The organism is Streptomyces sp. PT12, from assembly GCF_003311645.1.
Classification (GTDB): Bacteria; Actinomycetota; Actinomycetes; order Streptomycetales; family Streptomycetaceae; genus Streptomyces.
Genome location: NZ_QEST01000069.1, coordinates 73,023 through 94,592, shown reverse-complemented (window position 1 = coordinate 94,592; position 21,570 = coordinate 73,023). Strand labels below are relative to the sequence as shown.

The 21,570-nt window shown below is 72.2% G+C and carries 23 protein-coding genes; 18 read left to right on the top strand and 5 right to left on the bottom strand.

The genetic code is table 11. From position 1 onward, the window contains the following. Positions 1 to 16: 16 nt before the first annotated feature. The 6 genes from DEH69_RS05990 (at position 17) to DEH69_RS05965 (ending at position 5,751) form a co-directional block, all read left to right on the top strand. On the top strand, positions 17 to 1,510 hold the full coding sequence (locus DEH69_RS05990; protein WP_113685821.1) for an MFS transporter: 1,494 nt from the start codon (positions 17 to 19) through the stop codon (positions 1,508 to 1,510). 43 nt (positions 1,511 to 1,553) lie between these two features. Beyond that, positions 1,554 to 1,754 carry a ribbon-helix-helix protein, CopG family gene (locus DEH69_RS05985; protein WP_258534468.1) on the top strand — a complete coding sequence of 67 codons (201 nt, stop codon included), beginning with the start codon at positions 1,554 to 1,556 and terminating at the stop codon, positions 1,752 to 1,754. Further along, on the top strand, positions 1,751 to 2,155 hold the full coding sequence (locus DEH69_RS05980; protein ID WP_258534467.1) for a type II toxin-antitoxin system death-on-curing family toxin: 405 nt from the start codon (positions 1,751 to 1,753) through the stop codon (positions 2,153 to 2,155). The genes DEH69_RS05985 and DEH69_RS05980 overlap by 4 nt, the downstream gene beginning before the upstream one ends. 73 nt (positions 2,156 to 2,228) lie before the next feature. Beyond that, positions 2,229 to 4,031: a DEAD/DEAH box helicase gene (locus tag DEH69_RS05975; protein WP_113685819.1), complete on the top strand. Its 1,803-nt coding sequence runs from the start codon at positions 2,229 to 2,231 to the stop codon at positions 4,029 to 4,031. A gap of 232 nt (positions 4,032 to 4,263) precedes the next feature. Continuing rightward, positions 4,264 to 4,908 carry an IclR family transcriptional regulator gene (locus tag DEH69_RS05970; RefSeq protein ID WP_113685818.1) on the top strand — a complete coding sequence of 215 codons (645 nt, stop codon included), beginning with the start codon at positions 4,264 to 4,266 and terminating at the stop codon, positions 4,906 to 4,908. Positions 4,909 to 4,917: 9 nt separating this feature from the next. Further along, the gene (locus DEH69_RS05965) at positions 4,918 to 5,751 is read left to right on the top strand and encodes a S16 family serine protease (protein ID WP_113685817.1); all 834 of its coding nucleotides are present in this window, start codon (positions 4,918 to 4,920) and stop codon (positions 5,749 to 5,751) included. Between the two features lie 106 nt (positions 5,752 to 5,857). On the opposite strand, the gene hppD is transcribed toward DEH69_RS05965, so the two are convergent. Further along, a complete protein-coding gene (gene hppD / locus DEH69_RS05960) occupies positions 5,858 to 6,979 on the bottom strand; it encodes a 4-hydroxyphenylpyruvate dioxygenase (protein WP_113685816.1) in 1,122 nt (373 codons plus the stop codon). Between the two features lie 120 nt (positions 6,980 to 7,099). Between hppD and DEH69_RS05955 the strand changes: the two genes are divergently transcribed. After that, entirely contained in the window at positions 7,100 to 7,588 is a 489-nt protein-coding gene (locus DEH69_RS05955) for an Lrp/AsnC family transcriptional regulator (RefSeq protein WP_113685815.1), read from the top strand. On the opposite strand, the gene DEH69_RS05950 is transcribed toward DEH69_RS05955, so the two are convergent. Further along, on the bottom strand, positions 7,585 to 8,022 hold the full coding sequence (locus DEH69_RS05950; protein ID WP_113685814.1) for an SsgA family sporulation/cell division regulator: 438 nt from the start codon (positions 8,020 to 8,022) through the stop codon (positions 7,585 to 7,587). The genes DEH69_RS05955 and DEH69_RS05950 overlap by 4 nt on opposite strands. Before the next feature lie 151 nt (positions 8,023 to 8,173). Between DEH69_RS05950 and DEH69_RS05945 the strand changes: the two genes are divergently transcribed. The 3 genes from DEH69_RS05945 (at position 8,174) to DEH69_RS05935 (ending at position 11,170) form a co-directional block, all read left to right on the top strand. Then, complete coding sequence (locus tag DEH69_RS05945) at positions 8,174 to 8,755, top strand: GNAT family N-acetyltransferase (RefSeq protein ID WP_113685813.1); 582 nt, start codon at positions 8,174 to 8,176, stop codon at positions 8,753 to 8,755. 104 nt (positions 8,756 to 8,859) lie between these two features. Continuing rightward, positions 8,860 to 10,476, top strand: coding sequence for an RDD family protein (locus tag DEH69_RS05940; protein ID WP_181727285.1), 1,617 nt, complete (start codon positions 8,860 to 8,862; stop codon positions 10,474 to 10,476). A gap of 88 nt (positions 10,477 to 10,564) precedes the next feature. Next, complete coding sequence (locus tag DEH69_RS05935; protein ID WP_113685811.1) at positions 10,565 to 11,170, top strand: RDD family protein; 606 nt, start codon at positions 10,565 to 10,567, stop codon at positions 11,168 to 11,170. A 46-nt stretch (positions 11,171 to 11,216) separates the two neighbouring features. Here the strand turns inward: DEH69_RS05935 and DEH69_RS05930 are convergent, their stop codons facing one another. After that, positions 11,217 to 11,480 (bottom strand): hypothetical protein, encoded by a 264-nt coding sequence (locus tag DEH69_RS05930; protein WP_113685810.1) that lies wholly within the window; start codon positions 11,478 to 11,480, stop codon positions 11,217 to 11,219. Positions 11,481 to 11,955: 475 nt separating this feature from the next. On the opposite strand from DEH69_RS05930, the gene DEH69_RS05925 reads away from it, so the two are divergent. Both DEH69_RS05925 and DEH69_RS05920 read left to right on the top strand, forming a co-directional pair. Further along, the gene (locus tag DEH69_RS05925) at positions 11,956 to 14,094 is read left to right on the top strand and encodes an immune inhibitor A domain-containing protein (RefSeq protein ID WP_113685879.1); all 2,139 of its coding nucleotides are present in this window, start codon (positions 11,956 to 11,958) and stop codon (positions 14,092 to 14,094) included. Positions 14,095 to 14,226: 132 nt separating this feature from the next. After that, positions 14,227 to 14,538 (top strand): hypothetical protein, encoded by a 312-nt coding sequence (locus DEH69_RS05920; protein WP_113685809.1) that lies wholly within the window; start codon positions 14,227 to 14,229, stop codon positions 14,536 to 14,538. Between the two features lie 22 nt (positions 14,539 to 14,560). On the opposite strand, the gene DEH69_RS05915 is transcribed toward DEH69_RS05920, so the two are convergent. Together DEH69_RS05915 and DEH69_RS05910 are read right to left on the bottom strand one after the other, a co-directional pair. Beyond that, positions 14,561 to 15,148, bottom strand: coding sequence for an isochorismatase family protein (locus tag DEH69_RS05915; protein WP_113685808.1), 588 nt, complete (start codon positions 15,146 to 15,148; stop codon positions 14,561 to 14,563). Positions 15,149 to 15,401: 253 nt separating this feature from the next. Then, a complete protein-coding gene (locus tag DEH69_RS05910) occupies positions 15,402 to 16,715 on the bottom strand; it encodes a nicotinate phosphoribosyltransferase (RefSeq protein WP_113685878.1) in 1,314 nt (437 codons plus the stop codon). Positions 16,716 to 16,902: 187 nt separating this feature from the next. Between DEH69_RS05910 and clpS the strand changes: the two genes are divergently transcribed. The 6 genes from clpS to DEH69_RS05880 all read left to right on the top strand — a co-directional run bounded on the left by clpS (position 16,903) and on the right by DEH69_RS05880 (position 21,473). Continuing rightward, positions 16,903 to 17,214, top strand: coding sequence for an ATP-dependent Clp protease adapter ClpS (clpS, locus tag DEH69_RS05905; RefSeq protein ID WP_113685807.1), 312 nt, complete (start codon positions 16,903 to 16,905; stop codon positions 17,212 to 17,214). Then, the gene (locus DEH69_RS05900; protein WP_113685806.1) at positions 17,214 to 17,834 is read left to right on the top strand and encodes a DUF2017 domain-containing protein; all 621 of its coding nucleotides are present in this window, start codon (positions 17,214 to 17,216) and stop codon (positions 17,832 to 17,834) included. The genes clpS and DEH69_RS05900 overlap by 1 nt, the downstream gene beginning before the upstream one ends. Positions 17,835 to 17,938: 104 nt before the next feature. Continuing rightward, entirely contained in the window at positions 17,939 to 19,621 is a 1,683-nt protein-coding gene (locus DEH69_RS05895; protein WP_113685805.1) for a sodium:alanine symporter family protein, read from the top strand. 24 nt (positions 19,622 to 19,645) lie between these two features. Beyond that, positions 19,646 to 20,065 (top strand): Mov34/MPN/PAD-1 family protein, encoded by a 420-nt coding sequence (locus DEH69_RS05890; protein WP_113685804.1) that lies wholly within the window; start codon positions 19,646 to 19,648, stop codon positions 20,063 to 20,065. Positions 20,066 to 20,244: 179 nt separating this feature from the next. Beyond that, positions 20,245 to 20,523, top strand: coding sequence for a MoaD/ThiS family protein (locus DEH69_RS05885; RefSeq protein WP_113685803.1), 279 nt, complete (start codon positions 20,245 to 20,247; stop codon positions 20,521 to 20,523). Further along, entirely contained in the window at positions 20,523 to 21,473 is a 951-nt protein-coding gene (locus tag DEH69_RS05880; protein WP_113685802.1) for a PLP-dependent cysteine synthase family protein, read from the top strand. The genes DEH69_RS05885 and DEH69_RS05880 overlap by 1 nt, the downstream gene beginning before the upstream one ends. Positions 21,474 to 21,570: the final 97 nt, after the last annotated feature.

The following is a 21,570-nucleotide window of genomic DNA, read 5'->3' as shown; positions in this document are numbered from 1 at the left end:
TCCTTACGGTGTCCCCATGAGCGACACCGACGCCGCCGCTGGCTCCCTGCCCTCAGCGACCGAAGCGACGACCGAAGCGACGACCGACGCGACGACCGAAGCGGGGGAGTGGGACGACGACGGCGGGGGCGGGGTGCTCAGCGCGCCCTACCGGGCGCTGACGCTGGGGTGTGTCAGCACGATCCTGCTGATCGCGTTCGAGGCGATGGCCGTCGGCACGGCCATGCCCGCGGCGGCCGACGCGCTCGACGGGCTCGCGCTGTACGCGTTTGCGTTCTCGGCGTTCTTCACCACCAGCCTGCTCGGGATGGTCGTCTCGGGGCAGTGGTGCGACAGGCGGGGGCCGCTCGCGCCCGTGGTGGCGGGCATATCCGCGTTCTCCGCTGGGCTGCTGCTCTCGGGCACCGCGCAGTCGATGTGGGCCTTCGTGCTGGGGCGCGCCGCGCAGGGCGTGGGCGGCGGCCTGGTGATCGTGGCGCTGTATGTCACGGTGCGCAGGGCGTATCCGGAACGGCTGCGGGCGTCGGCGCTCGCGTCGTTCTCGGCGGCGTGGGTGGTGCCATCGATGGTGGGCCCGGTGATCTCGGGAACGGTGACGGAACGGTTCGGCTGGCGCTGGGTCTTCCTCGGGATCACCGTTCTGGTGCTGCTCCCCGTGCTGGTGATGCTGCCCGCGCTGCGGCGGCTCGGCGGCCCTGGGGAGCCGGGGGCGCGCTTCGACCGACGCGGGCTGCGGCTCGCGGCGGCGGTGGCGCTCGGCGCGGGGCTGCTCCAGTACGGCGGGCAGGAGCTGCGCTGGCTCTCGCTCGTGCCGGTGCTCGTGGGCCTCGCGCTGCTCGCGCCCTCGGCGCGGCTGCTGCTGCCGCGCGGGACGTTCCTGGCGGCGCGCGGGCTCCCCGCGGTGATCACGCTGCGGGGTCTTGTGTCGATGGCGTATCTGTCCACGCAGAGCTTCGTCCCGCTGATGCTGGTCACCCAGCGCGGCCTGTCGTACACCGAGGCGGGCCTGGCCCTCGCGGCGTCGGGGCTGCTGTGGGCCTCGGGCTCGTTCACGCAGTCGCGCGCGTGGGCCGAGCCGCACCGGCTCGGGCTTGTGCGCCTTGGCACGGTGCTGATCACGGTGGGGGTGGCGGCGACGCCGCTGGTGCTGATCGACGCGGTGCCGGTGTGGTTCCCGGCGCTGACGCTCGCGGTGGCGGCGTTCGGCATGGGCGCGGTGACCGCGTCGGTCGGGGTGCTGGTGCTGCGGCTCTCGGCGCCCGACGAGGCGGGAGGGAACGTCGCCTCGCTCCAGGTGTGCGACAGCCTGGGCAACGTCGTGATGCTGACGACGGTGGGCACGCTGTTCGCCGCGCTCGGCGGCGACGCCTCGGCCACGGCGCACGCCGCGACGGCGGACGCGGCCGCGGTGGCGGTGGAGGCGACGGCGTTCCTCCCGGTCTACGCGGCGACGACGGCGGCGGCCCTGGTCAGCATCGCGGTGGCGGGCCGCCTGAGAACCCGAACGTGAATTCGGTACCACAGTGGTACCACTCCGGTGGTACCGTTTTGGTATGGCTATGAACCTGCGGCTGGATGACGACCGGGCGGAGCTGCTGAAGAGGCAGGCGGAGCGCGAGGGGCGGAGTATGCACGCCATAGTGCTCAGAGCGCTGGACGACTATCTGGCACAGCACGCCCACGAGGCGATGGTGCGCGACACGGCGGCGAAGGAAGCCACGAAGTGGCGCGAGCTGATGGACAGGCTGAAGTGACCGGCTCTTCCCCCCTGTACCTCAGCTCCGGCGATGTCCTCACCATCGCGGAGTACGCCTGCGACGACATGCAGGTCGTCGTCCGCGATGTCGGCCTCCTGGAGTCGGCCGTGTGCCGACCCTCCGCGTCGATGTTCGGTGAGGAGGCGTATCGGGACCTCATGGAGAAGGCCGCCTCACTGCTTCAGTCGCTCGCGGTCAACCACCCGTTGATCGACGGGAACAGGCGGACGGCCTGGCTGTCCTGTGTGACGTTCCTGTCGATCAACGGAGTCTCCCTGCGCCCGGACATCGACGACGCCGAAGATCTGGTGATCGCCGTGGCCACCGGGCAGCTCGACGAAGTAAAGCTCATCGCAGAGCGATTGCGGCTCCTGCGTGAGCAGCCTGATGTGAGCTGAGCCGCATCGGCGGGCCGGTCTCCGAGGGTAGGCTGACGCGGTCCTCGTGCCGTCAAGACCCACCCCGGAGACCGTGACCGCCGCCGCCTCATCCTCCGCCGCCCACTCCTCCCACCTCTCCCCGGCGTTCCCAGGCCGTGCCCCCTGGGGCACGGCCGGCAAGCTGCGGGCCTGGCAGCAGGCGGCGATGGACGCCTATCTCCAGGCGCAGCCGCGGGACTTCCTCGCGGTCGCCACCCCGGGCGCGGGCAAGACGACATTCGCCCTGACCCTCGCGTCCTGGCTGCTGCACCACCACGTCGTGCAGCAGGTCACCGTGGTCGCGCCCACCGAGCACCTCAAGACCCAGTGGGCCGACGCCGCCGCGCGGATAGGGCTCAGGCTCGACCCCGAGTACAGCGCGGGGCCCGTGGCGCGCGGGTACCAGGGCGTCGCCGTCACCTACGCGGGCGTCGGCGTGCGGCCGATGCTGCACCGCAACCGCTGCGAGCAGCGCAAGACGCTGGTCATCCTGGACGAGATCCACCACGCCGGTGACTCCAGGTCGTGGGGCGAGGCGTGCCTCGAGGCGTTCGAGCCCGCGACGCGGCGGCTGGCGCTCACGGGGACGCCGTTCCGCTCGGACACCAACCCCATCCCGTTCGTCTCCTATGCCGAGGGCAACGACGGCATCCGCAGGTCCGTCGCCGACTACACGTACGGCTACGGCAACGCGCTCGCCGACGGCGTCGTCCGGCCGGTCATCTTCCTCTCCTACAGCGGCAGCATGCGCTGGCGCACCCGCGCGGGCGACGAGGTGGCCGCGCGGCTGGGGGAGCCCATGACCAAGGACGCCACCTCGCAGGCGTGGCGCACCGCGCTCGACGCCAAGGGCGAATGGATGCCCGCCGTGCTCGGCGCGGCCGACCGGCGGCTGACCGAGGTGCGCCGCTCGGTGCCCGACGCGGGCGGCCTGGTCATCGCGACCGACCAGGAGTCCGCGCGCGCCTACGCCAAGCTGATCAGGGAGATCACCGGCACGTCCGCGACCGTGGTGCTCTCCGACGACGCGGGGGCCTCGGGGCGGATCGAGGAGTTCAGGACCGGCCAGGACCGCTGGATGGTCGCGGTCCGCATGGTGTCGGAGGGCGTGGACGTGCCCAGGCTCGCCGTCGGCGTCTATGCCACGACGATCGCGACGCCGCTGTTCTTCGCGCAGGCCGTCGGCCGCTTCGTGCGATCGAGGCGCAGGGGCGAGACCGCGTCCGTCTTCCTGCCCACCATCCCCATCCTGATGGGCTTCGCCCACGAGCTCGAGCTCGAACGCGACCATGTCCTCGACAAGCCGCGCAAGGACGCCGAGGACGACCCGTACGGGCCCGAGGCCGACCTGCTGAAGGAGGCCGAGCGCGAGCAGGACGAGCCGGACGGCGAGCAGGACCAACTCTCGTTCGAGGCACTGGAGTCGGACGCCGTGTTCGACCGGGTGATGTACGAAGGCGCCGAGTTCGGTATGCAGGCCCACCCGGGCAGCGAGGAGGAGCAGGACTACCTCGGGATCCCCGGGCTGCTCGAACCGGACCAGGTGCGGCTCCTGCTGGGCAAGCGCCAGGCCCGGCAGATCGCGCACAGCAGGAAGAAGCCCGACGAGGAGGCCGACCTGCTCGAACTCCCCGCCGACCGGCGCCCCGTGGTGAGCCACAAGGAGATGATGGAGCTGCGCCGCGAGCTGAACTCCCTCGTCGGCGCCTACTCCCACCAGTCGGGCAAGCCCCATGGCGTGATCCATACCGAGCTGCGCCGCGCGTGCGGCGGCCCGGCCACCGCGCAGGCCAGCGCGGGGCAGCTGCGGCAGCGCCTGCTCAAGGTGCGGGAATGGGCCACCCGGATGCGGTGACCCGCGGCGGCATGCGACGGAGATGAGCGCATAGCGTTCGAAAGTCGTGCCAGACCGCTCGGATTCTGGACAGCCCCTTCCGCTGAGCGGTGCCCCCGGATAAATTTCCGGACACGCGCACGCCGACGGGACACACGGTGGAGGGCAACGTTGCCCGGTGCGCGGTCAACCTCTGTGACCTGCCACCTGGCACCTGCCACCAACCTGCTTCGAACTGCATCGAGGGGGCGTCGTGACCGCGGAGACCTCCCAGACGCTCGACCGAGGGCTAAGGGTGCTGAAGCTGCTCGCCGAGACCGACCACGGGCTGACCGTCACCGAGCTGTCCAAACAGCTCGGCGTCAACCGAACGGTCGTCTACCGGCTGCTTGCCACGCTCGAGCAGCACTCCCTGGTCCGCAGGGACGCGGGAGGCCGGGCCAGGGTCGGCGTCGGGGTGCTCGGCCTGGGCCGCCAGGTCCACCCGCTGGTGCGGGAGGCGGCGCTGCCCGCGCTGCGCTCGCTCGCCGAGGACGTGGGCGCCACGGCCCATCTCACCGTGGTGGACGGCAACGACGCCCTGGCCGTCGCGGTCGTCGAGCCGAGCTGGACCGACTACCACGTCGCCTACCGCACGGGTTTCCGGCACCCGCTCGACCGGGGCGCCGCGGGCCGGGCCATCCTCACGGGGCGCTGCAAGGACATCACCGACGAGGACGGATACGTGCTGACGCACGGGGAGTTGGAGGCGGGCGCGAGCGGCGCCGCGGCGCCGCTGCCCGCCGAGTGCGGCATCGAGGGCAGCGTGGGCGTGGTCATGCTCAGCGAGGCCGTGCCCGACGAGGTCGGCCCCCGCGTGGTACGGGCCGCCCAGGAGGTCGCGGCCGTGCTGCGTTAGATTCCCTCCATGTCCGCAGCCCCGACCGCGCCCCAGGCCAAGGGCGGGCCGACCCCGCCGTCCGGCGGCCGCCGGACCCTGCTGCTCACCGTCTGCTCGCTGCTCGTGGGCGCGCTGCTCGCGGTGGCCGCGCTCGCGCCGCTGCCGTTCTCCGTGACCCACCCGGGGCTCACCGCCGATGTGCTGGGCGAGCACGACGGGCGGCCCGTCATCACCATCACCGGCGCCCCGGTCCGCGCGCCCGAGGGCGAGCTGCGGATGACGACGATCACCGCGACCTCGCCCGACGCGACCGTGCGCCTCGCCGACGTGGTGAGCGGCTACTTCGCGAGCGACCGCGCGGTCATGCCGCGCGATTCGGTCTACCCGGTGGGCGAGAGCACCGAGGAGATCCGCGAGCACAACGCCGAGCAGATGACCGAGTCCCAGGACGCCGCCGTCACCGCCGCGTTGGGCTTCCTCGGCCTCGACTCCTCGGACGTCTCGGTCGAGTTGCACCTCGCCGACATCGGGGGGCCGAGCGCGGGGCTGCTGTTCTCGCTCGGCATCGTCGACCTGCTTGAGGGCGACGGCGAGGGCGGCGACCTCACGGGCGGCGAGATCGTCGCGGGGACGGGCACGATCGACGCGGCGGGGCGGGTCGGCGCGGTCGGCGGCGTTCCCCTCAAGACGCAGGCCGCGCGGCGCGACGGCGCCACGGTCTTCCTGGTGCCGCGCGAGGAGTGCGGCGACGCGACGGCCGACACCCCCGACGGGCTGCGGCTGCTCCCTGTCACGACGCTCGACGGCGCGGTGGGCGACCTGCGCGCGCTGGCCGCGGGGGAGTCCGTCCCGTCCTGCTGAGCCGCCCGCCGCGGGCGGGGCGCGGGAGAGGGCGGGAGTGGGGGCGCGCACAGGGAACCGCCCCCGCGAGTGCAGGTCGCGGGGGCGGCTGTGGGGGGTGGTGCTCTTAGAGATTCCCCCGCCTGGCCTGTTCACGCTCGATTGCCTCGAAGAGTGCCTTGAAGTTCCCTTTTCCGAATCCCTGCGAGCCATGTCGTTCGATCAACTCGAAGAAGACCGTGGGCCGGTCCTGCACCGGCTTGGTGAAGATCTGGAGTAGATAGCCGTCCTCGTCGCGGTCGGCGAGGATCTTCAGCTCCCGCAGCCTGTCCACGGGGACGCGGGTCTCGCCGACCCACTCGCCCAGCGTGTCGTAGTACGAGCCGGGCACGTCGAGGAACGAGACGCCCGCCTCCCGCATCACGCGCACCGTGCGGATGATGTCGTCGGTGGCCAGGGCGATGTGCTGGACGCCTGGGCCCCCGTAGAACTCCAGGTACTCGTCGATCTGCGACTTCTTCTTGCCGGGGGCGGGCTCGTTGATCGGGAACTTCACCTTGCGCGTGCCATCCGCCACGACCTTGGACATCAGCGCGGAGTACTCGGTGGCGATGTCGTCGCCGACGAACTCCTTCATGTTGGTGAAGCCCATGACGCGCTGGTAAAACGCCACCCACTCGTCCATCCGGCCCAGCTCCACATTGCCCACGCAGTGGTCGACCGACTGGAACGTCCGCTCGACCGGCGGCTCGGTCAGCGGCTCGGCCGCCACATAGCCGGGCAGGTAGGCGCCCTTGTAGTCGCCGCGCTCGACCAGGGTGTGCCGGGTCTCGCCATAGGTGGCCACGGCGGCGAGCACCACCGTGCCGTCCTCGTCGGAGACCTCGGCGGGCTCGGACAGGCCGCGCGCGCCCTGCGCCACGGCGCGCGCGTAGGCGGCGCGCGCGTCGGGCACCTCGATCGCCAGGTCGACCACGCCGTCGCCGTGCTCGGCGACATGGCGGGCCAGTGCGTGGCCCTCGGGCGTGACCGGCCGGATGGCCGAGGTGAGGACGAAGCGGGCGCTCCCCGAGGTGAGGACGTAGGAGGCGCTTTCGCGATGGCCGTTCTCGGGGCCCCGGTAGGCGGCGAGGGTCATCCCGAACGCCGTGGAGTAGTAGTGCGCGGCCTGTTTGGCGTTGCCTACGGCGAAGACGACCGCGTCCATGCCCAGGACGGGGAACGGGTCGTCCGCTGTGATCTCAGTCATAGCGACCAGCGTGCGGGGATTCGGCAGAGTGCGCAATAGTGTGCGTTTCTACTGGACGATCTGTAGAGAGTGACGCGCGTAGCCGTCTAGGGTCTGTACAGGATGCCCAGGAGGTGCGCGGTGACCATCGACGCGTTGGACGCACGGTTGATCGAGCTGCTGGCGCGCGAGCCGCGGATCGGGGTGCTCGAGGCGTCGAGGCGGCTCGGCGTCGCGCGCGGCACCGCCCAGGCGCGGCTGGAGAAGCTGCGCGCGGGCGGGGTGATCCGCGGCTTCGGGCCCGAGGTGGACCCGGCGGCCATCGGCTTCCCCGTGACCGCCTTCGCCACCCTGGAGATCAAGCAGGGCCAGGGCGACGAGGTGCGCCGCCACCTCGCCGGGGTGCCCGAGGTGCTGGAGTTGCACACCATCACCGGCGAGGGCGACATGCTGTGCCGCCTGGTGGCGCGTTCCAACGCCGACCTCCAGCGGGTCATCGACCGGGTGGTCGGCCTCGAAGGGATCGTCAGGTCGTCCACCGCGATCGTCATGGAGAACCCCGTGCCGCTGCGCACCCTCCCGCTGGTGCGGCACGCGGCGGCCGGGGGCGCGACCGAGCGGGATTCCTAGGCCGCGGGCTCGTCGGAGCCGTCGGGGGCGCCGAGCAGCGCGTACAGGGTGTCGTCGACGGGCAGCCGCTCGCTCTCGGTGCCGAACGGGACGAGCCGCAGCGTGCGTTGGAGCCACGCGGCCACCGCGGGGGCGGGGGCGTGCAGCAGCGCGTCTCCGTCGGGGGAGTGCAGCGCGAGGCACAGCACGGGGCCGTCCTCCTGGATCACGGGCCAGAGCCGTACGTCGCCCTGCCCCGACGGCCTGACCAGGCCCTCGACCAGCAGCTCGCGGGAGAAGGCCCAGTCCACCGGGGCGTCGGAGTTGATGTGGAAGCTCATGTGCACCGCGTAGGGGTCGTCCGCGCGGTAGCGCAGCCGCGCGGGTACGGGGACGCTGCGGTCACCCGAGAGCACCAGCTTCAGGGCGAGTTCCCGCTCGATCGTGGTGTGCATGCGATGCGACCTCTCCTGTTGTGCCGTTCTGTCGTGCGTCGTGCCAAGGGGGAGAGGGGGAGGTGCGCCGTTCCTTACACAACTTCGGTGACTTTTTCGAAGGGCCGTCTTCGATGGGCCGTTGTCAGTGGGGCCGCGTAGCGTCGGAGCCATGGACGAAGGAGCGGCGGACGAAGGAGCGGCGCGTGTGCGGCTCGTGCCCTGGCACGAGGGAGGTCTCGACCTGCTTCGGCGGGCGAACGCCCCGGAGATGATGCTCCACCTCGGGGGGCCCGAGTCGGAGGAGAGGCTTCAGGACCGGCATCTGCGGTATCTGAGGCTCGGCGGCACGGGTGGGGGGCGGATGTTCGTCGTGGAGGAGGCCGCCAGCGGCGGCTCGGCGGGCACGATCGGGTACTGGGAGCGGGAGTGGCGCGGCGGCGCCGTGTGGGAGACGGGCTGGAGCACGTTGCCCGAGTTCCAGGGGCGCGGCCTGGCGACGGCGGCGGCGCTCGCCGTGGCGGCCGTGGCCGCGGAGGAGGGGACCCACCGCTTCATACACGCGTTCCCGTCCGTGGAGAATCCCGCGTCCAACGCGATCTGCCGCAAGGCGGGCTTCACGCTGCTCGGTGTGTGCGACATGGAGTACCCCAGGGGCACCCCGCTGCGCTGCCACGACTGGCGCCTGGATCTCGGCCCTTGGGGAACCGGGGGGACGCCCCTGGAGTCTCACGACGGACCGGGAGTTGGCTAAGGTCCCTCACAGGGAACGCAGGACCGGCGCCGTCCGCGCGGCGACGTACCATGCTTACCCGGCAAGAGACTCAAGGACTGCACGGACGAGGAGATTCGGCCCACATGAGCTCCCCACCCGCAGGGCCCAACTGGTACCCGGACCCGTCCATTCCCGGCTACATCCGGTACTGGAACGGCACCTCCTGGGTGCCCGGCAGCAGTCGGCCCGAGCCGCGGGAGGGCGAGCCCGTGCCCTCGCCCCCTTCGGGAGGGGCCGCGCCCGCGCCACCCGCCGCCGCGGGCAGGCCCGTTCCTGCGGTGCGCGAGGGCGAGACGCAGCCGTTCTTCTTCGACGAGGACCCGCCGTCGGCGCCGTCGTCCTCGGCGCCCTCGGCCTCGGCCCCGGGAGGGTCGTCGGGGCCTTCCCCCGCGGCGGGCGATCCGCCGCCATCGGCGGGCAGCGCGCTGCCCGAGCCGCGGCGGCGCGGCGAGGTCGCGCCCGCGGGGCAGCAGCGGGGCGGCCCCGGGGGCGGTGACGCGGGCCCGCGGCAGGGCGGGCGCGGCGAGCAGCGGGTGACCTGGGGCTCCGACGAGGACGTCAGCACCTCCCCCGTGGTGGCTGCGGGCCGAGGCGTCGACCCCCGCGGGCAGTTCCGCAGGACCCCGTCCGAGGGCTCGGAGACCCCGGCGCGGCGGCCCGAGCCACCGGCCGAGGACCCCAAGGAGCAGACGACCACGCTGCGCCGCGCCGACATCGCCGCAGGTGGGTCGTGGGAGCGTCAGGTGCGCGACCTCGCGCAGCAGTCACCGCCCGGGGGCTCGCCGCAGCCGCCGCCCGCCGCGCAGGGCGGGCAGTCGGCGCCGCCCCAGCAGGGGCAGCCGCTGCCGCCCGCCATCGGTCAACCGCCCGTCCCGCCCCAGCAGTCGGCGCCCCCGCAGCAGGCGGCCCCGCCCCAGCAGGCCACGCCGCCGCAGCCTCAGGCCCAGCCGCAGCCGGGCCCCGGCTATGGGTATCCGCCGCAGCAGGGCGGCCCCCAGCCGCAGCCAGGGCCCGCGGCCGGTGGCTATGGCTACCCCCAGCAGCAGCCAGGGCCTCAGCCGGGGCCATCGGGCGGCGGCTACGGCTATCCGCAGCAGGGCGGCCAGCCCGCCCCGCAGCAGTCGCCGTTCCTCCAGTCGCACCAGGGCGACGCCCTCACGATGGTGCGCCGCTTCGACACGCGGCAGGCGTATCCGGCGAAGCTCGGCAAGCGGTTCCTGGCCCGCGTCGTCGACTCGATCCTGCCGGGCGCGGCCGCCGCGGTGATCGCCGCCCCCCTGGTGGGCGACGCCAGGGACCACATCCAGGACCAGGTGGACGCGGCCGAGCGCGCCGGGGTCACCGAGACAATCTGGCTGATCGACGGCACGACGGGCGGCTATCTCGCCCTGGTGCTCGGGGTGTTCCTCGGGGTGGGCCTGCTGCTCGAGGCGCTGCCGGTCGCCCTGTGGGGCACCACGCCCGGCAAGGCGATCGTCAAGCTCCGCGTGCTCGACGTCGGCCGCCAGGAGAAGCCGGGGTTCGGCGCTGCGCTGCTGCGCTGGCTGCTGTACAACGTCCTCGCGGTGCTCGTCGTCGGGATCGTCAGCCTCATCATGGGCGCGCGGGACCGGCCGTGGCGCCAGGCGTGGCACGACAAGGCCGCACAGACGTTCGTGGGGGAGTTCAGGGCCGAGGCCCCGCAGCCCCGGTCCGGCTGAGCGCCCCCGCCGACCCGGTCGGCGGTACGCGCCCCCAATCGTCGCCGCCGGGATGCGGGGTGCGCCCGGGCGGGCTTGACTGGCGATCATGAGCAACGATCAGCCGCGGCCAGGGCCCGGCGACGAGCCGGGCCCCGCCCCGCCCGATGAGCAGGGCCTGCCGAAGGCGACCCCAGCCGGGAACACCGACCTGGGTGGCGCCTTCGGCGAGAACCCCTTCGGCGGCCCGGCAGGCGCGAAGGACCCGTTGGCCGGGATGCCGCCGCTGGCCTCCCTCGGCCGCCGCCTGCTCGCCCGCATCATCGACGCGCTGATTGTCGGCATCCCGGTGACGTTCGCCCTCTGGCCCCTGATGGGCGCCTACAACGGCAACGACGACAGCGGCGCCGCCTATGGCCAGCAGGCCATCGTGCTGCTGGTGTACTTCCTCTACGAGGGCCTCATGCTCAGCGCCCGCGGCCAGACCGTGGGCAAGATGCTGATGCGCATCCGCGTCGCCATGCTGGACAACGGCGCGGTGCCGCGCGGGAATCCGGCCTGGTACCGCGCGGCGGTCTACTCCCTGCCGCAGCTGCTGCCATGCGTCGGCTTTATCTTCTGGCTGGTCAACGTGCTCACGTGCACCTGGGACCGCCCCTACCGGCAGTGCCTCCACGACAAGGCGGCGGGGACCGTGGTCGTCTCCGCCGCCTGACGCGTGCCTGAACGCGTGCGCCCGAACGCGTGCGCCTGACGTGTGCTCAGGCCCGCACGCGCGGGCGCGGGACCGCCGCGGGGGCGGGCTCGGCCCGGGTGGCGCTCGCGGTGACCTGCGCCGCGGGGCGCCGCGCCGCGGGCCCGCGCCAGGGCGCGAGCGCGGTGAACGCCCCGAGCAGCAGTGCCACCACGGCGATCGCCGCGAGCGCGGCGACCGATGGCTCGTCGACCACGAACAGCGAGAGAAGGGTGATGGAGATGACCGTGGCCGAACCGTGGGCGATCTGCAGGGGGGTCGGGTGCGGCATGTCGGTGTCCGTCCTCGGAAGGGGTGCTCTCGAACGGTTCTACGGGCCGTGAATGCCCGGGAGCGCGAGAGTGTAAGCCTGGCCTCGACCGGCGGACGGGAGCACGGGGGGCGCACGGATTCACGCCCGGCAGAGCGGATAAGACGCTATCCGCACCGGGGGGTTGAAACAAGGTCTGTCTTTTTCTGTTCTACTCATGTCAAATGCGTCCCGTCACATCACTGCGTGCGCAGGGGAGGACAGGCAACACGTGAATACAGGTAAACGATCGAGGAGATCGGCCACCACCGCCGCCGCGACGGCAGTCGTCGCCCTGGGGGCGGCGGTGCTCATTCCGGTGGGTACGGCCTCCGCCCAGCCCCCGGCCGAGTCGGTCGAAGGGCCGCGCGACGCCAGGGCGTTCGCGGCCGGGCCGCACCTCGAGAACCCGCTGGCCGAGAAGCGAGAGGCGCAGAAGCAGCAGGCGCAGCAGGAGTTGCTCAGCGGCACGGCCGACGCCCGCACCCGGGCCGACTCCGAGGTCGTGGAGCTGAGCGACGGCGAGTTCGTCGAGGTGGCCACCACGGGGACGGACCAGATCTTCACCGTGCTGGTCGAGTTCGGCGACGAGGCCCACCCGGACTTCGGCGGTGACCCGGGCCCCCGGGTCAACGAGATCGCCGAGCCGGACCGTTCCCAGGACAACACCACCATCTGGCAGGAGGACTTCGACCGGCAGTACTACGAGGACATCTACTACTCGCAAGACCCCGAGGTCCCCTCCGTCAAGCAGTACTTCGAGAGCCAGTCCTCGGGCCGTTACACCGTCGACGGCGAGGTCACCGACTGGGTGCTCGTGGACTACAACGAGGCCAGGTACGGCAACAACGCCTGCGGCTCCAACGTCTGCGAGTCCGTCTGGGAGATCGTCACCGACGGCGTCAACGCCTGGTACGAGCAGCAGCTCGCCGCGGGGGCCACGCCCGAGGAGCTGCGTGAGCGGCTGGCGCGCTACGACGTCCAGGACCGTTACGACTACGACGGCGACGGCGACTTCAACGAGCCCGACGGCTATCTGGACCACTTCCAGATAGTCCATGCGGGCGAGGACGAGTCGGCGGGCGGCGGCGCGCAGGGCGAGGACGCGATCTGGGCGCACCGCTGGTACGCCTTCGCGGACCAGATGGGCAGCACGGGCCCCGAGTTCAACCCCGCGGGCGGCACCCAGATCGCCGACACGGGCCTGTGGGTTGGCGACTACACGATCCAGCCGGAGAACGGCGGAGTCGGCGTGTTCGCCCACGAGTTCGCCCACGACCTGGGCCTGCCCGACCTGTACGACACGCAGGGCGGCGAGAACGGCACGGGCTTCTGGTCGTCGATGTCGTCGGGCTCGTGGCTCGGCCGCGGCGACGGCTCGATCGGCGGGCTGCCCAACGACATGGGACCCTGGGAGAAGCTGCAACTCGGCTGGCTCGACTACGAGACCGCGCAGGCGGCCACGCGTTCCCAGCACGACCTCGGACCCTCGGCCCTCACCTACCCCGAGGGCGAGGACCGCGACGAGGCGCAGGCGCTGATCGTCGAGCTGCCGGAGAAGACCGTCACCACCGACATCCACCCGCCCGCCGAGGGCGAGGCCCAGTGGTGGAGCGGCTCGGGCGACGACCTGAGCAACACCCTGACCCGCACGGTCGACCTGACCGGCGCGGCGGAGGCGTCACTCGACCTCACGGGCTGGTGGTCCATCGAGGAGGACTACGACTTCCTCTATGTCGAGGCGTCGGCGGACGGCGGGGAGAGCTGGACCGCGCTGGACGGCACGGCGGACGGCGAGGCGCTGCCGCGCGACGGCGCCGACCGGCCCACGCTGACCGGTGAGTCGGGCGGCGACGTGGCCCTGTCGTTCCCGCTGGACGCGTACGCGGGCGCCCCCGTCGACCTGCGGTTCCGCTACCAGACGGACGGCTCGCTCGCGCTGACCGGTTTCACGGCCGACGCCATCACGGTCACCGCGGACGGCGAGCCGGTGTTCTCTGACGGCGCCGAGGAGGGCGAGGGCGACTGGGCCGCCGACGGCTTCTCCGTCGTGGGCGCCTCGGTGACGGACGACTACGCGCAGTACTACCTGGTGGAGAACCGGCAGTACGTCGGGTACGACGAGACGCTTGAGACCGGCCCGTACAACTTCGGGGACCTCACGGAGCGCCCCGACTGGGTCGAGCACTTCTCGTACCAGAACGGCCTGCTGGTGTGGCTGTGGGACACCTCACAGCTGAACAACAACACCAGCCAGCACCCGGGCGAGGGCCTGATCCTGCCGGTCGACGCCCATGCGACGGCCGAGCACTGGGCGGACGGCACGGTCATGCGCAACCGCCTCCAGACGCGGGACGCGACCTTCAGCCGGGCGCGCACGCAGGAGCTGACCGTGCACCTGAACGGCGAGCCGACGACGCTGCCTTCGCAGCGCGGCGCGTCGTTCTTCGACGACCGCACGGGCACGTACTGGGACGAGGCGAACCCCGGGAACAGCGTGTCGGTCCCGGACACCAACACCAGGATCACGATCATCAGGCAGCCGGGCGACGCGTCCGAGCCCCTGCGGATCCGGGTGGGCCCCAGCCAGCGGTGATCCCCGCCCCGCGTTGAGAAAGCGCAGGTCAACGCAGTGATCGGCCGCCGCCCCTCGACGGGCGGCGGCCGTTCGCGTAAGGATGGCCTGGCCAGCTTGTGTGCACGCGGCGAGCCGAGGAGAGGGTGACCCATGGCCGACGGAGGCTTTGTCCAGCTGCCGGACGGGAGCGTCGTCGTGGCGCTCGCGCTGCCCCGCCCAGGGGCGCCGTCGTCGGCCGTCAGGGTGCTGGTCCACGCGGCGACGCGGCAGCGCGCGCTGACCCGCCTGCGGAACCTCGGGCTGCGGCCCTTCTACCTCAGGGGCAACGGCGCACCGCCCACCCCCGACGAGGTCTCGGCCGTCCTGCACCACCCCGAGGGCGTCGTGTGGCGCCCGACGCCCGCGATCCCGACGGAGAGCTGGCACCCGATGACCCATCTGCTGCGCGGCCGGGTCTCCTGAGGGCGCGCGGCCTTGCGGGGGCTCAGGAGACCGCGGGGGCGCCGGTGAGGGCGATGCCCGCCTGCCGCAGCTGTTCGAGCGCGGTGTCCACCGTGGGCCGCGCCACGCCCGCGGTCAGGCTCAGCAGGACGCGCGTGTCGAGGCCCGCGCGGGCCGCGTCGAGAGCGGTGGCCTTGACGCAGAAGTCCGTCGCGATCCCGACGACGTCCACCGCGGTCACGTCGCGGGCCCGCAGCCAGTCGCCCAGGGGCGTGCCCGACTCGTCGACGCCCTCGAAGCCGCTGTAGGCGGCCGCGTAGGCGCCCTTGTCGAAGCACGCGTCCACGGCGCCCGAGGTGACGGCGGGGGCGAAGTTCGGGTGGAAGCCGACGCCCTCCGTGCCCGCGACGCAGTGCGGCGGCCACGAGTGGCGGAAGTCCGGGTGTGCGGAGAAGTGATCACCGGGTGCGATGTGGTGATCGCGCGTGGCCACCACATGGCGGTACACGGGCGTGGCCGCGCCGATCACATCGGTGATGGCGGCGGCGACGTCCGCGCCCCCCGCGACAGCCAGGCTGCCTCCCTCGCAGAAGTCGTTCTGCACGTCGACGACGATCAGCGCACGGTGCATGGGGTCACCTTTCTGACGGGGCCGCGGCCCTTTGGGATCGACAGTAGGCCCTTCTCCGGGCGAACTTCTTCGGGCCGGGGCCTCCCCCAGCCTCGGGGGTCCCTCCGGACGAAGTCCGGAGGGAGGCTGGGAGGTGCTGCCCCAGCGTGCGAGCTGCGATCCGGCTCCCCCGTGCACCGGAGAGGCCGCTCGTGGGGGCCACGCATCCGACGACGCGGCCCGGTCCTCGAAGACCGCCCGGTCAGGGCCCCGCTCACGCGGGCGCGTCCGTGTAGCGCGTCGGCAGGACCGGCTCGCCCTTCGACAGCTGGGACGCCGAGAGCGGCAGCGCCTCGCGCGCCGCCACGTGCCGCTCGCGCGCGTCCTTCAGCGGCTCCCTCGCCACGGCCCTGCCGCCGCGCATCAGCTCGACCTGGAGCAGCCGGTCGGCCAGCTCGCCGGGAACGGGCCCGGTGCCGACGACCTCGGCGTCCGCGACGCCGTGCGCGTCGACGGCGCGGGCCGCCCACTTGACGCCGCCGATCGACAGCTTGCCGCCCGTGGACTTCTTGGCCACCGGGACAAGCGGCGCGTCGGGCGCGTCGCCCGTGGCGCGCGCCACCAGCTTGTAGACCATCGAGGCCGTCGGATGCCCGCTCCCCGTGACCAGCTGGGTGCCCACGCCGTAGGCGTCCACCGGGGCGGCGGCGAGCGACGCGATGGCGTACTCGTCGAGGTCGCTCGTGACCACGATGCGGGCTTCGCGGGCGCCCAGGTCGTCCAGCTGCCTGCGCACCCGGTGGGCCGCGACGAGCAGGTCGCCCGAGTCGATGCGGACCGCGCCGAGCCCGGGCCCCGCGACCTCGACCGCGACCCGCACGGCCTCCTCGATGTCATAGGTGTCGACCAGCAGGGTCGTTCCGGCGCCGAGCGAGGCGACCTGCGCGGTGAACGCCGCGCGCTCGGAGTCGTGCAGCAGCGTGAAGGCGTGCGCGCTCGTGCCCACGGTGGGGATGCCGTACCGGAACCCGGCCGCGAGCACCGACGTGGAGGAGAAGCCCCCGACGAACGCCGCGCGCGCCGCGGCGACCGCGCCGAGCTCGTGGGTGCGGCGGGCCCCCATCTCCATGAGCGGGCGGCCCGCGGCGGCCACCGCCATGCGGGAGGCGGCCGCGGCGATGGCGGAGTCGTGGTTGAGGATCGACAGGACCACCGTCTCGAGCAGCACGCACTCCGCGAAGCTGCCCTCGACCGTCAGCACGGGGGAGCCGGGGAAGTAGACCTCGCCCTCGGGGTAGCCCCTGATGTCGCCGGTGAAGCGGTAGTCGGCGAGCCAGTCGAGCGTCGGGGCGTCCACGATCCCGCCCTCGCGCAGGAAGTCGAGGATCGCGGGCTCGAACCTGAAGTTCTCCACCGCGTCGAGCACCCGCCCCGTGCCCGCCACCACGCCGTATCTGCGGCCCTCGGGCAGCCGCCGGGTGAAGACCTCGAACACCGATCTGCGGTGTGCCGTGCCCGAGCGCAGCGCGGCCTGGAGCATGGTCAGCTCGTACTGATCCGTGAAGAGCGCGGTCGACGGCACCGTCATCCGCGGTCCGGTCCACGCCTCGCCCACGGGCTCCGCCCCGGTGCCCGGCCTGGTGTCCACACGTTCTCTACCGTCCATGGACCCCACCCTACCCCCAATCTCGTCAGATTGACGATATCTGGGGGCGTGGCCCCGCTCACCCCCTCTCGCCGGGCCGTTTGGGCTCGGGGGTGGGGTTGGTGGCAGCATGGACCGGGTGAGTGCGATGCCCGTGGAGATCGAGCGCACGGAATCCGACGAGGCCAGGGCGGTGGAGCCCGTCCCGGATGTGCCCTGGATCACGATCGTGCACAACGATCCGGTGAACCTCATGAGTTATGTGACATACGTCTTCCAGAGCTACTTCGGCTACTCCAAGGAGAAGGCCAAGAAGCTCATGCTCGACGTGCACCACAAGGGGCGGGCGGTGGTGTCGAAGGGGAGCCGCGAGGAGATGGAGCGGGACGTGCAGGCGATGCATGGATACGGCCTGTGGGCGACGCTCCAGAAGGAGCGCTGATGGCGGGGTACTTCGAGCCGCTGAGCGGCGGCGAGGGGGGCGCGGCGATCGCTCTCGACCATGTCGAGATCTCGATCCTTCGCAGCCTGGCCACCCAGCTGATCGAGCTGATCGGTGTCGATCGGGCCGCCGATGGCGGCGATCCCGACGAGGCCGATCCGCTGAGCGCGCTGTTCGCCGAGGGGCCGACCGAGCCGCCGAGCGATCCCGCGCTGGCCCGGCTCTTCCCCGACGCCTATGGCGAGCCGGGGCGGCCGGCCGACGACGAGAGCACGCGCCTTTCGGCGGAGTTCCGCCGGTTCACCGAGAGCGACCTGCGCACGCGCAAGCGCGAGGACCTGCTCGCGCTGGTCCGCTCCCTCGACTCGATCGCCTCGGAGGCGAGGGCGGCGGGCGAGAGCGGCGCGGTGCTGACGCTCAAGCCCGAGGAGGCGCGGCAGTGGCTCGGCGCGCTCAACGATCTGCGCCTCGCCATCGGGACGCGCCTCGACGTCAGGGACGACGAGGGCTCCGAGCGGCTGTTCGAGCTGCCGGACGGCGACCCGAACAAGCCGCTGGTGATGGCGTTCTTCTGGCTCGGCGGGCTCCAGGAGTCCCTGGTCGAGACGCTGATGCCCTGAGCCGCGTTCGCCCCAAAGGGTGATAACTCAGTAGATCATGTGATTAATGCCACGATCGGTGGTACCTCTCTTGGCATCCTGTCCCGGCGGCCAAGGGCGACGGTATGGCGAGCGAAGAGTCCTGGACCGATCGGATCGACGAAGCGGTCAACAACGTCTTCGAGCCGGTCCGCGATGTCCTCTCCGACGTCGTTTTCCATGAGGTCTCGATCCTCGGCGGCGACATACCGCTCATCGTGGGCTGGCTCGTGGTGGCCGGGCTCGTCTTCACCGTCTACTTCGGCTTTGTCCAGATCCGGCACTTCGGGCTCGCCCTGCGCCTGGTGCGCGGCCGGTACGAGCAGCCGGACGCGCCGGGGGAGGTCAGCCACTTCCAGGCGCTGACCTCGGCCGTCGCGGGAACGGTCGGGCTCGGGAACATCGCGGGCGTCGCCATCGCCGTCTCCCTCGGCGGCCCCGGGGCGACGTTCTGGATGATCGTGTGCGGCCTGCTCGGCATGGCGTCCAAGTTCGTCGAGTGCACCCTGGGCGTCCGCTACCGCGAGATCGACGAGCGGGGCCGGGTCTCGGGGGGCCCGATGCACTATCTGCGCCGGGGCCTGGCCGAGCGCGGCCTGCCGCGGCTCGGCGCGGTCCTCTCGGTGCTCGCCTCCGTGATGATCCTCTTCTTCGCGTTCTTCGGCGGGAACTTCTTCCAGGTCAACCAGAGCCTCGAACAGCTGGCCACCGCCACCCGCGAGCACACCGGCTTCTTCGCGGGCTCGGGCGGCGCGCTGCTGTTCGGCGCGATCGTCGCCGTGCTCGCCGCGGCGGTGCTGCTCGGCGGCATCCGCGCGATCGGCCGGGTCACCAGCCGCCTGGTGCCCGCGATGGCGGTGCTCTATGTGAGCGCGTGCCTGGTGGTGATCGCGTTCAACGTCCGCGAGGTGCCCGACGCGCTGGTCACCATCGTCACCGAGGCGTTCCGCCCCGAGGGGGTCGCGGGCGGCGTGGTCGGCGCGCTGGTCATGGGCTTCCAGCGGGCGGCGTTCTCCAACGAGGCGGGCGTCGGCTCCGCGCCCATCGCGCACTCCGCGGTGCGCACCAGGCGGCCCGCGACGGAGGGCCTGGTCGCGCTGCTCGAGCCGTTCCTCGACACGGTCGTCATCTGCACCATGACCGCGCTCACGATCGTGGTGGCGGGCGGTCCGCTCTACCGCGAGGCGCGGGAGGCCGCGGCCTCGGGCGAGGGCGTGGACGGCGGAACGGTCGGCATCTCGATCACGTCCGACGCGTTCGAGACCGCGCTGCCGTGGTTCCCCGCGGTGCTGACGATCGCGGTCTTCCTGTTCGCCTTCGCCACGATCATCACGTGGGGCTACTACGGCCAGAAGGCGTGGGCCCACCTCTTCGGCCGCGCCAAGGGGAGCGAGACCGCGTACAAGGTGCTCTTCTGCGTCATGATCATGGCGGGCGCGCTGCTGTCGCTCGGCACGCTGGTCGAGCTCGCCGACGCGTTCCTGTTCTCCGCCGCCGTGTGCAACATCGTCGGGCTCTATCTGCTGGCGCCGCTGGTCAAACGGGAGTTGGGCCGCGTGCTCGACTATGTGCGGCGCCGCGACGCCGGGGAGTCCGACGCCGCGATCGAGGCGGACGAGAAGCTGGCCGCGGTCACCCCGGTCGTGCTCGAGGCCCCGCACGCGCCCCACACCCCCGACGCCGTGCGCGACTTCGCCGACGGGGCCGACGGGGCCGACGAGTCCGACGAGGAGGAGGGCCCCGCGGACGGCCTCCCCGTGGCCAACTGAGCGGCCCGGCTTACCCTGGGCCGCATGCTGACCATCTCAAACGCCCTCCGCGACCAGATCATCGCGCACGCCCGCGCCGACCACCCGGACGAGGCGTGCGGCGTGATCGCGGGCCCCGCGGGCAGCGACAGGCCCGAGCGGTTCGTCCCGATGCTCAACGCGGCGCGCTCGCCGACGTTCTACGAGTTCGACTCGGGCGATCTGCTGCGGCTCTACAAGGAGATGGACGCGCGCGACGAGGAGCCCGTGGTCATCTACCACTCGCACACCGCCACCGAGGCCTACCCCTCGCGCACCGACGTCTCCTACGCGAACGAGCCGAACGCGCACTATGTCCTGGTCTCCACCGCCGAGTCGGGCAACGGCGAGGGCCCGGTGTCGTTCCGCTCCTTCCGCATCGTGGACGGCGAGATCACCGAGGAGGAGATCACCTTCGTGCCATGAGCGACGGGCCATGAGCGACGGGCCATGAGACGGCCACGTCCGGATGATGAGCGGCGCCCCTGGCCGTTCACCGGGAATCGTTACGATGACTTGTTGGTTCCCCTTGGCGTGACCGCTTCCGCGGTCGGCACACACCCGGCACACCCGCAGACTCGGCAGACACGATCCCTGGAGCTTTGATGGCCATCGAGGTCCGCATCCCGACCATCCTCCGCAGCTACACCGGTGGCGAGAAGGCCGTGCAGGGCGGCGGCGAGACGATCGCCGAGCTGTTCGGGGACCTGGACGCCCAGTATCCGGGCATCAAGGACCGGCTGGTGGACGGCGATGAGCTGCGGCGCTTCGTCAACGTCTACCTCAACGACGAGGATGTCCGCTTCCTCGAGGGCATCGCGACCAAGCTCGCCGACGGCGACAGCGTCACCATCCTGCCCGCGGTCGCCGGGGGCGCGCTCTGATGCGGTTCGACTCACCGCTCGCGGCGGTCGGCAACACGCCGCTGGTGCGGCTGCCCCGGCTGTCGCCCGCCGAGTCGGTGCGCGTCTGGGCCAAGCTGGAGGACCGGAATCCCACGGGTTCGGTCAAGGACCGTCCCGCGCTGTTCATGATCGAGCAGGCGGAGAAGGAAGGCCGCCTCGCGCCCGGCCGCACGATCCTGGAGCCCACCTCGGGGAACACCGGGATCTCCCTGGCGATGGCCGCCCGCCTCAAGGGCTACCGCATCGTGTGCGTCATGCCGGAGAACACCTCGTCGGAGCGGCGCGAGCTGCTGGCCATGTGGGGCGCGGAGATCATCTCGTCGCCTGCGGCCGGGGGTTCCAACACGGCGGTCCGCGTGGCCAAGGAGCTGGCCGCCGAGCACCCCGACTGGGTGATGCTCTACCAGTACGGCAACCCCCACAACGCGGGCGCCCACTACGCCACCACGGGCCCCGAGATCCTGGCCGACCTGCCGTCGATCACCCACTTCGTCGCGGGCCTCGGCACCACGGGCACGCTGATGGGCGTGGGGCGTTACCTCCGCGAGCACCGCCCCGGCATCCAGGTCGTCGCCGCTGAGCCGCGCTACGACGACCTGGTCTACGGCCTGCGCAACCTGGACGAGGGCTTCGTCCCCGAGCTGTACGACGAGTCCGTGCTGACGTCGCGCTTCTCCGTCGGCTCGGCCGACGCGGTCGCCCGCACCCGCGAACTCCTCGCCCAGGAGGGCATCTTCGCCGGGGTCTCCACGGGCGCCGCGCTGCACGCCGCGATCGGCGTGGGCCGCAAGGCGCTCAGGGCGGGCGAGGACGCGGACATCGTCTTCGTCGTCGCGGACGGCGGCTGGAAGTACCTGTCCACCGGCATCTACACCGCGGACAGCACCGAGGAGGCCGTGGCCAGGCTGCACGGCCAGCTCTGGGCGTAACGCCCGCGCCCGCGCCGCAACGCCCGCACCGCGACGTTCGATCCGCGCTCACGGTGTGTGGCGTGCCCGGCACGTAGAGTCCTTGGCGTGATCGTTC

What these genes read in the sequence shown, in the direction of transcription:
- DEH69_RS05985 (WP_258534468.1), top strand. Translation starts at nt 1,554, where the DNA reads ATGGCTATGAACCTGCGGCTGGATGACGACCGGGCGGAGCTGCTGAAG.
- DEH69_RS05945 (WP_113685813.1), top strand. Translation starts at nt 8,174, where the DNA reads ATGGACGAAGGAGCGGCGGACGAAGGAGCGGCGCGTGTGCGGCTCGTG.
- DEH69_RS05965 (WP_113685817.1), top strand. Translation starts at nt 4,918, where the DNA reads ATGTCCGCAGCCCCGACCGCGCCCCAGGCCAAGGGCGGGCCGACCCCG.
- DEH69_RS05910 (WP_113685878.1), bottom strand. Translation starts at nt 16,715, where the DNA reads ATGACGGTGCCGTCGACCGCGCTCTTCACGGATCAGTACGAGCTGACC.
- DEH69_RS05920 (WP_113685809.1), top strand. Translation starts at nt 14,227, where the DNA reads ATGGCCGACGGAGGCTTTGTCCAGCTGCCGGACGGGAGCGTCGTCGTG.
- DEH69_RS05950 (WP_113685814.1), bottom strand. Translation starts at nt 8,022, where the DNA reads ATGCACACCACGATCGAGCGGGAACTCGCCCTGAAGCTGGTGCTCTCG.
- DEH69_RS05935 (WP_113685811.1), top strand. Translation starts at nt 10,565, where the DNA reads ATGAGCAACGATCAGCCGCGGCCAGGGCCCGGCGACGAGCCGGGCCCC.
- DEH69_RS05990 (WP_113685821.1), top strand. Translation starts at nt 17, where the DNA reads ATGAGCGACACCGACGCCGCCGCTGGCTCCCTGCCCTCAGCGACCGAA.
- DEH69_RS05885 (WP_113685803.1), top strand. Translation starts at nt 20,245, where the DNA reads ATGGCCATCGAGGTCCGCATCCCGACCATCCTCCGCAGCTACACCGGT.
- DEH69_RS05900 (WP_113685806.1), top strand. Translation starts at nt 17,214, where the DNA reads ATGGCGGGGTACTTCGAGCCGCTGAGCGGCGGCGAGGGGGGCGCGGCG.
- DEH69_RS05915 (WP_113685808.1), bottom strand. Translation starts at nt 15,148, where the DNA reads ATGCACCGTGCGCTGATCGTCGTCGACGTGCAGAACGACTTCTGCGAG.
- DEH69_RS05940 (WP_181727285.1), top strand. Translation starts at nt 8,860, where the DNA reads ATGAGCTCCCCACCCGCAGGGCCCAACTGGTACCCGGACCCGTCCATT.
- clpS (WP_113685807.1), top strand. Translation starts at nt 16,903, where the DNA reads ATGGACCGGGTGAGTGCGATGCCCGTGGAGATCGAGCGCACGGAATCC.
- hppD (WP_113685816.1), bottom strand. Translation starts at nt 6,979, where the DNA reads ATGACTGAGATCACAGCGGACGACCCGTTCCCCGTCCTGGGCATGGAC.
- DEH69_RS05895 (WP_113685805.1), top strand. Translation starts at nt 17,939, where the DNA reads ATGGCGAGCGAAGAGTCCTGGACCGATCGGATCGACGAAGCGGTCAAC.
- DEH69_RS05880 (WP_113685802.1), top strand. Translation starts at nt 20,523, where the DNA reads ATGCGGTTCGACTCACCGCTCGCGGCGGTCGGCAACACGCCGCTGGTG.
- DEH69_RS05930 (WP_113685810.1), bottom strand. Translation starts at nt 11,480, where the DNA reads ATGCCGCACCCGACCCCCCTGCAGATCGCCCACGGTTCGGCCACGGTC.
- DEH69_RS05890 (WP_113685804.1), top strand. Translation starts at nt 19,646, where the DNA reads ATGCTGACCATCTCAAACGCCCTCCGCGACCAGATCATCGCGCACGCC.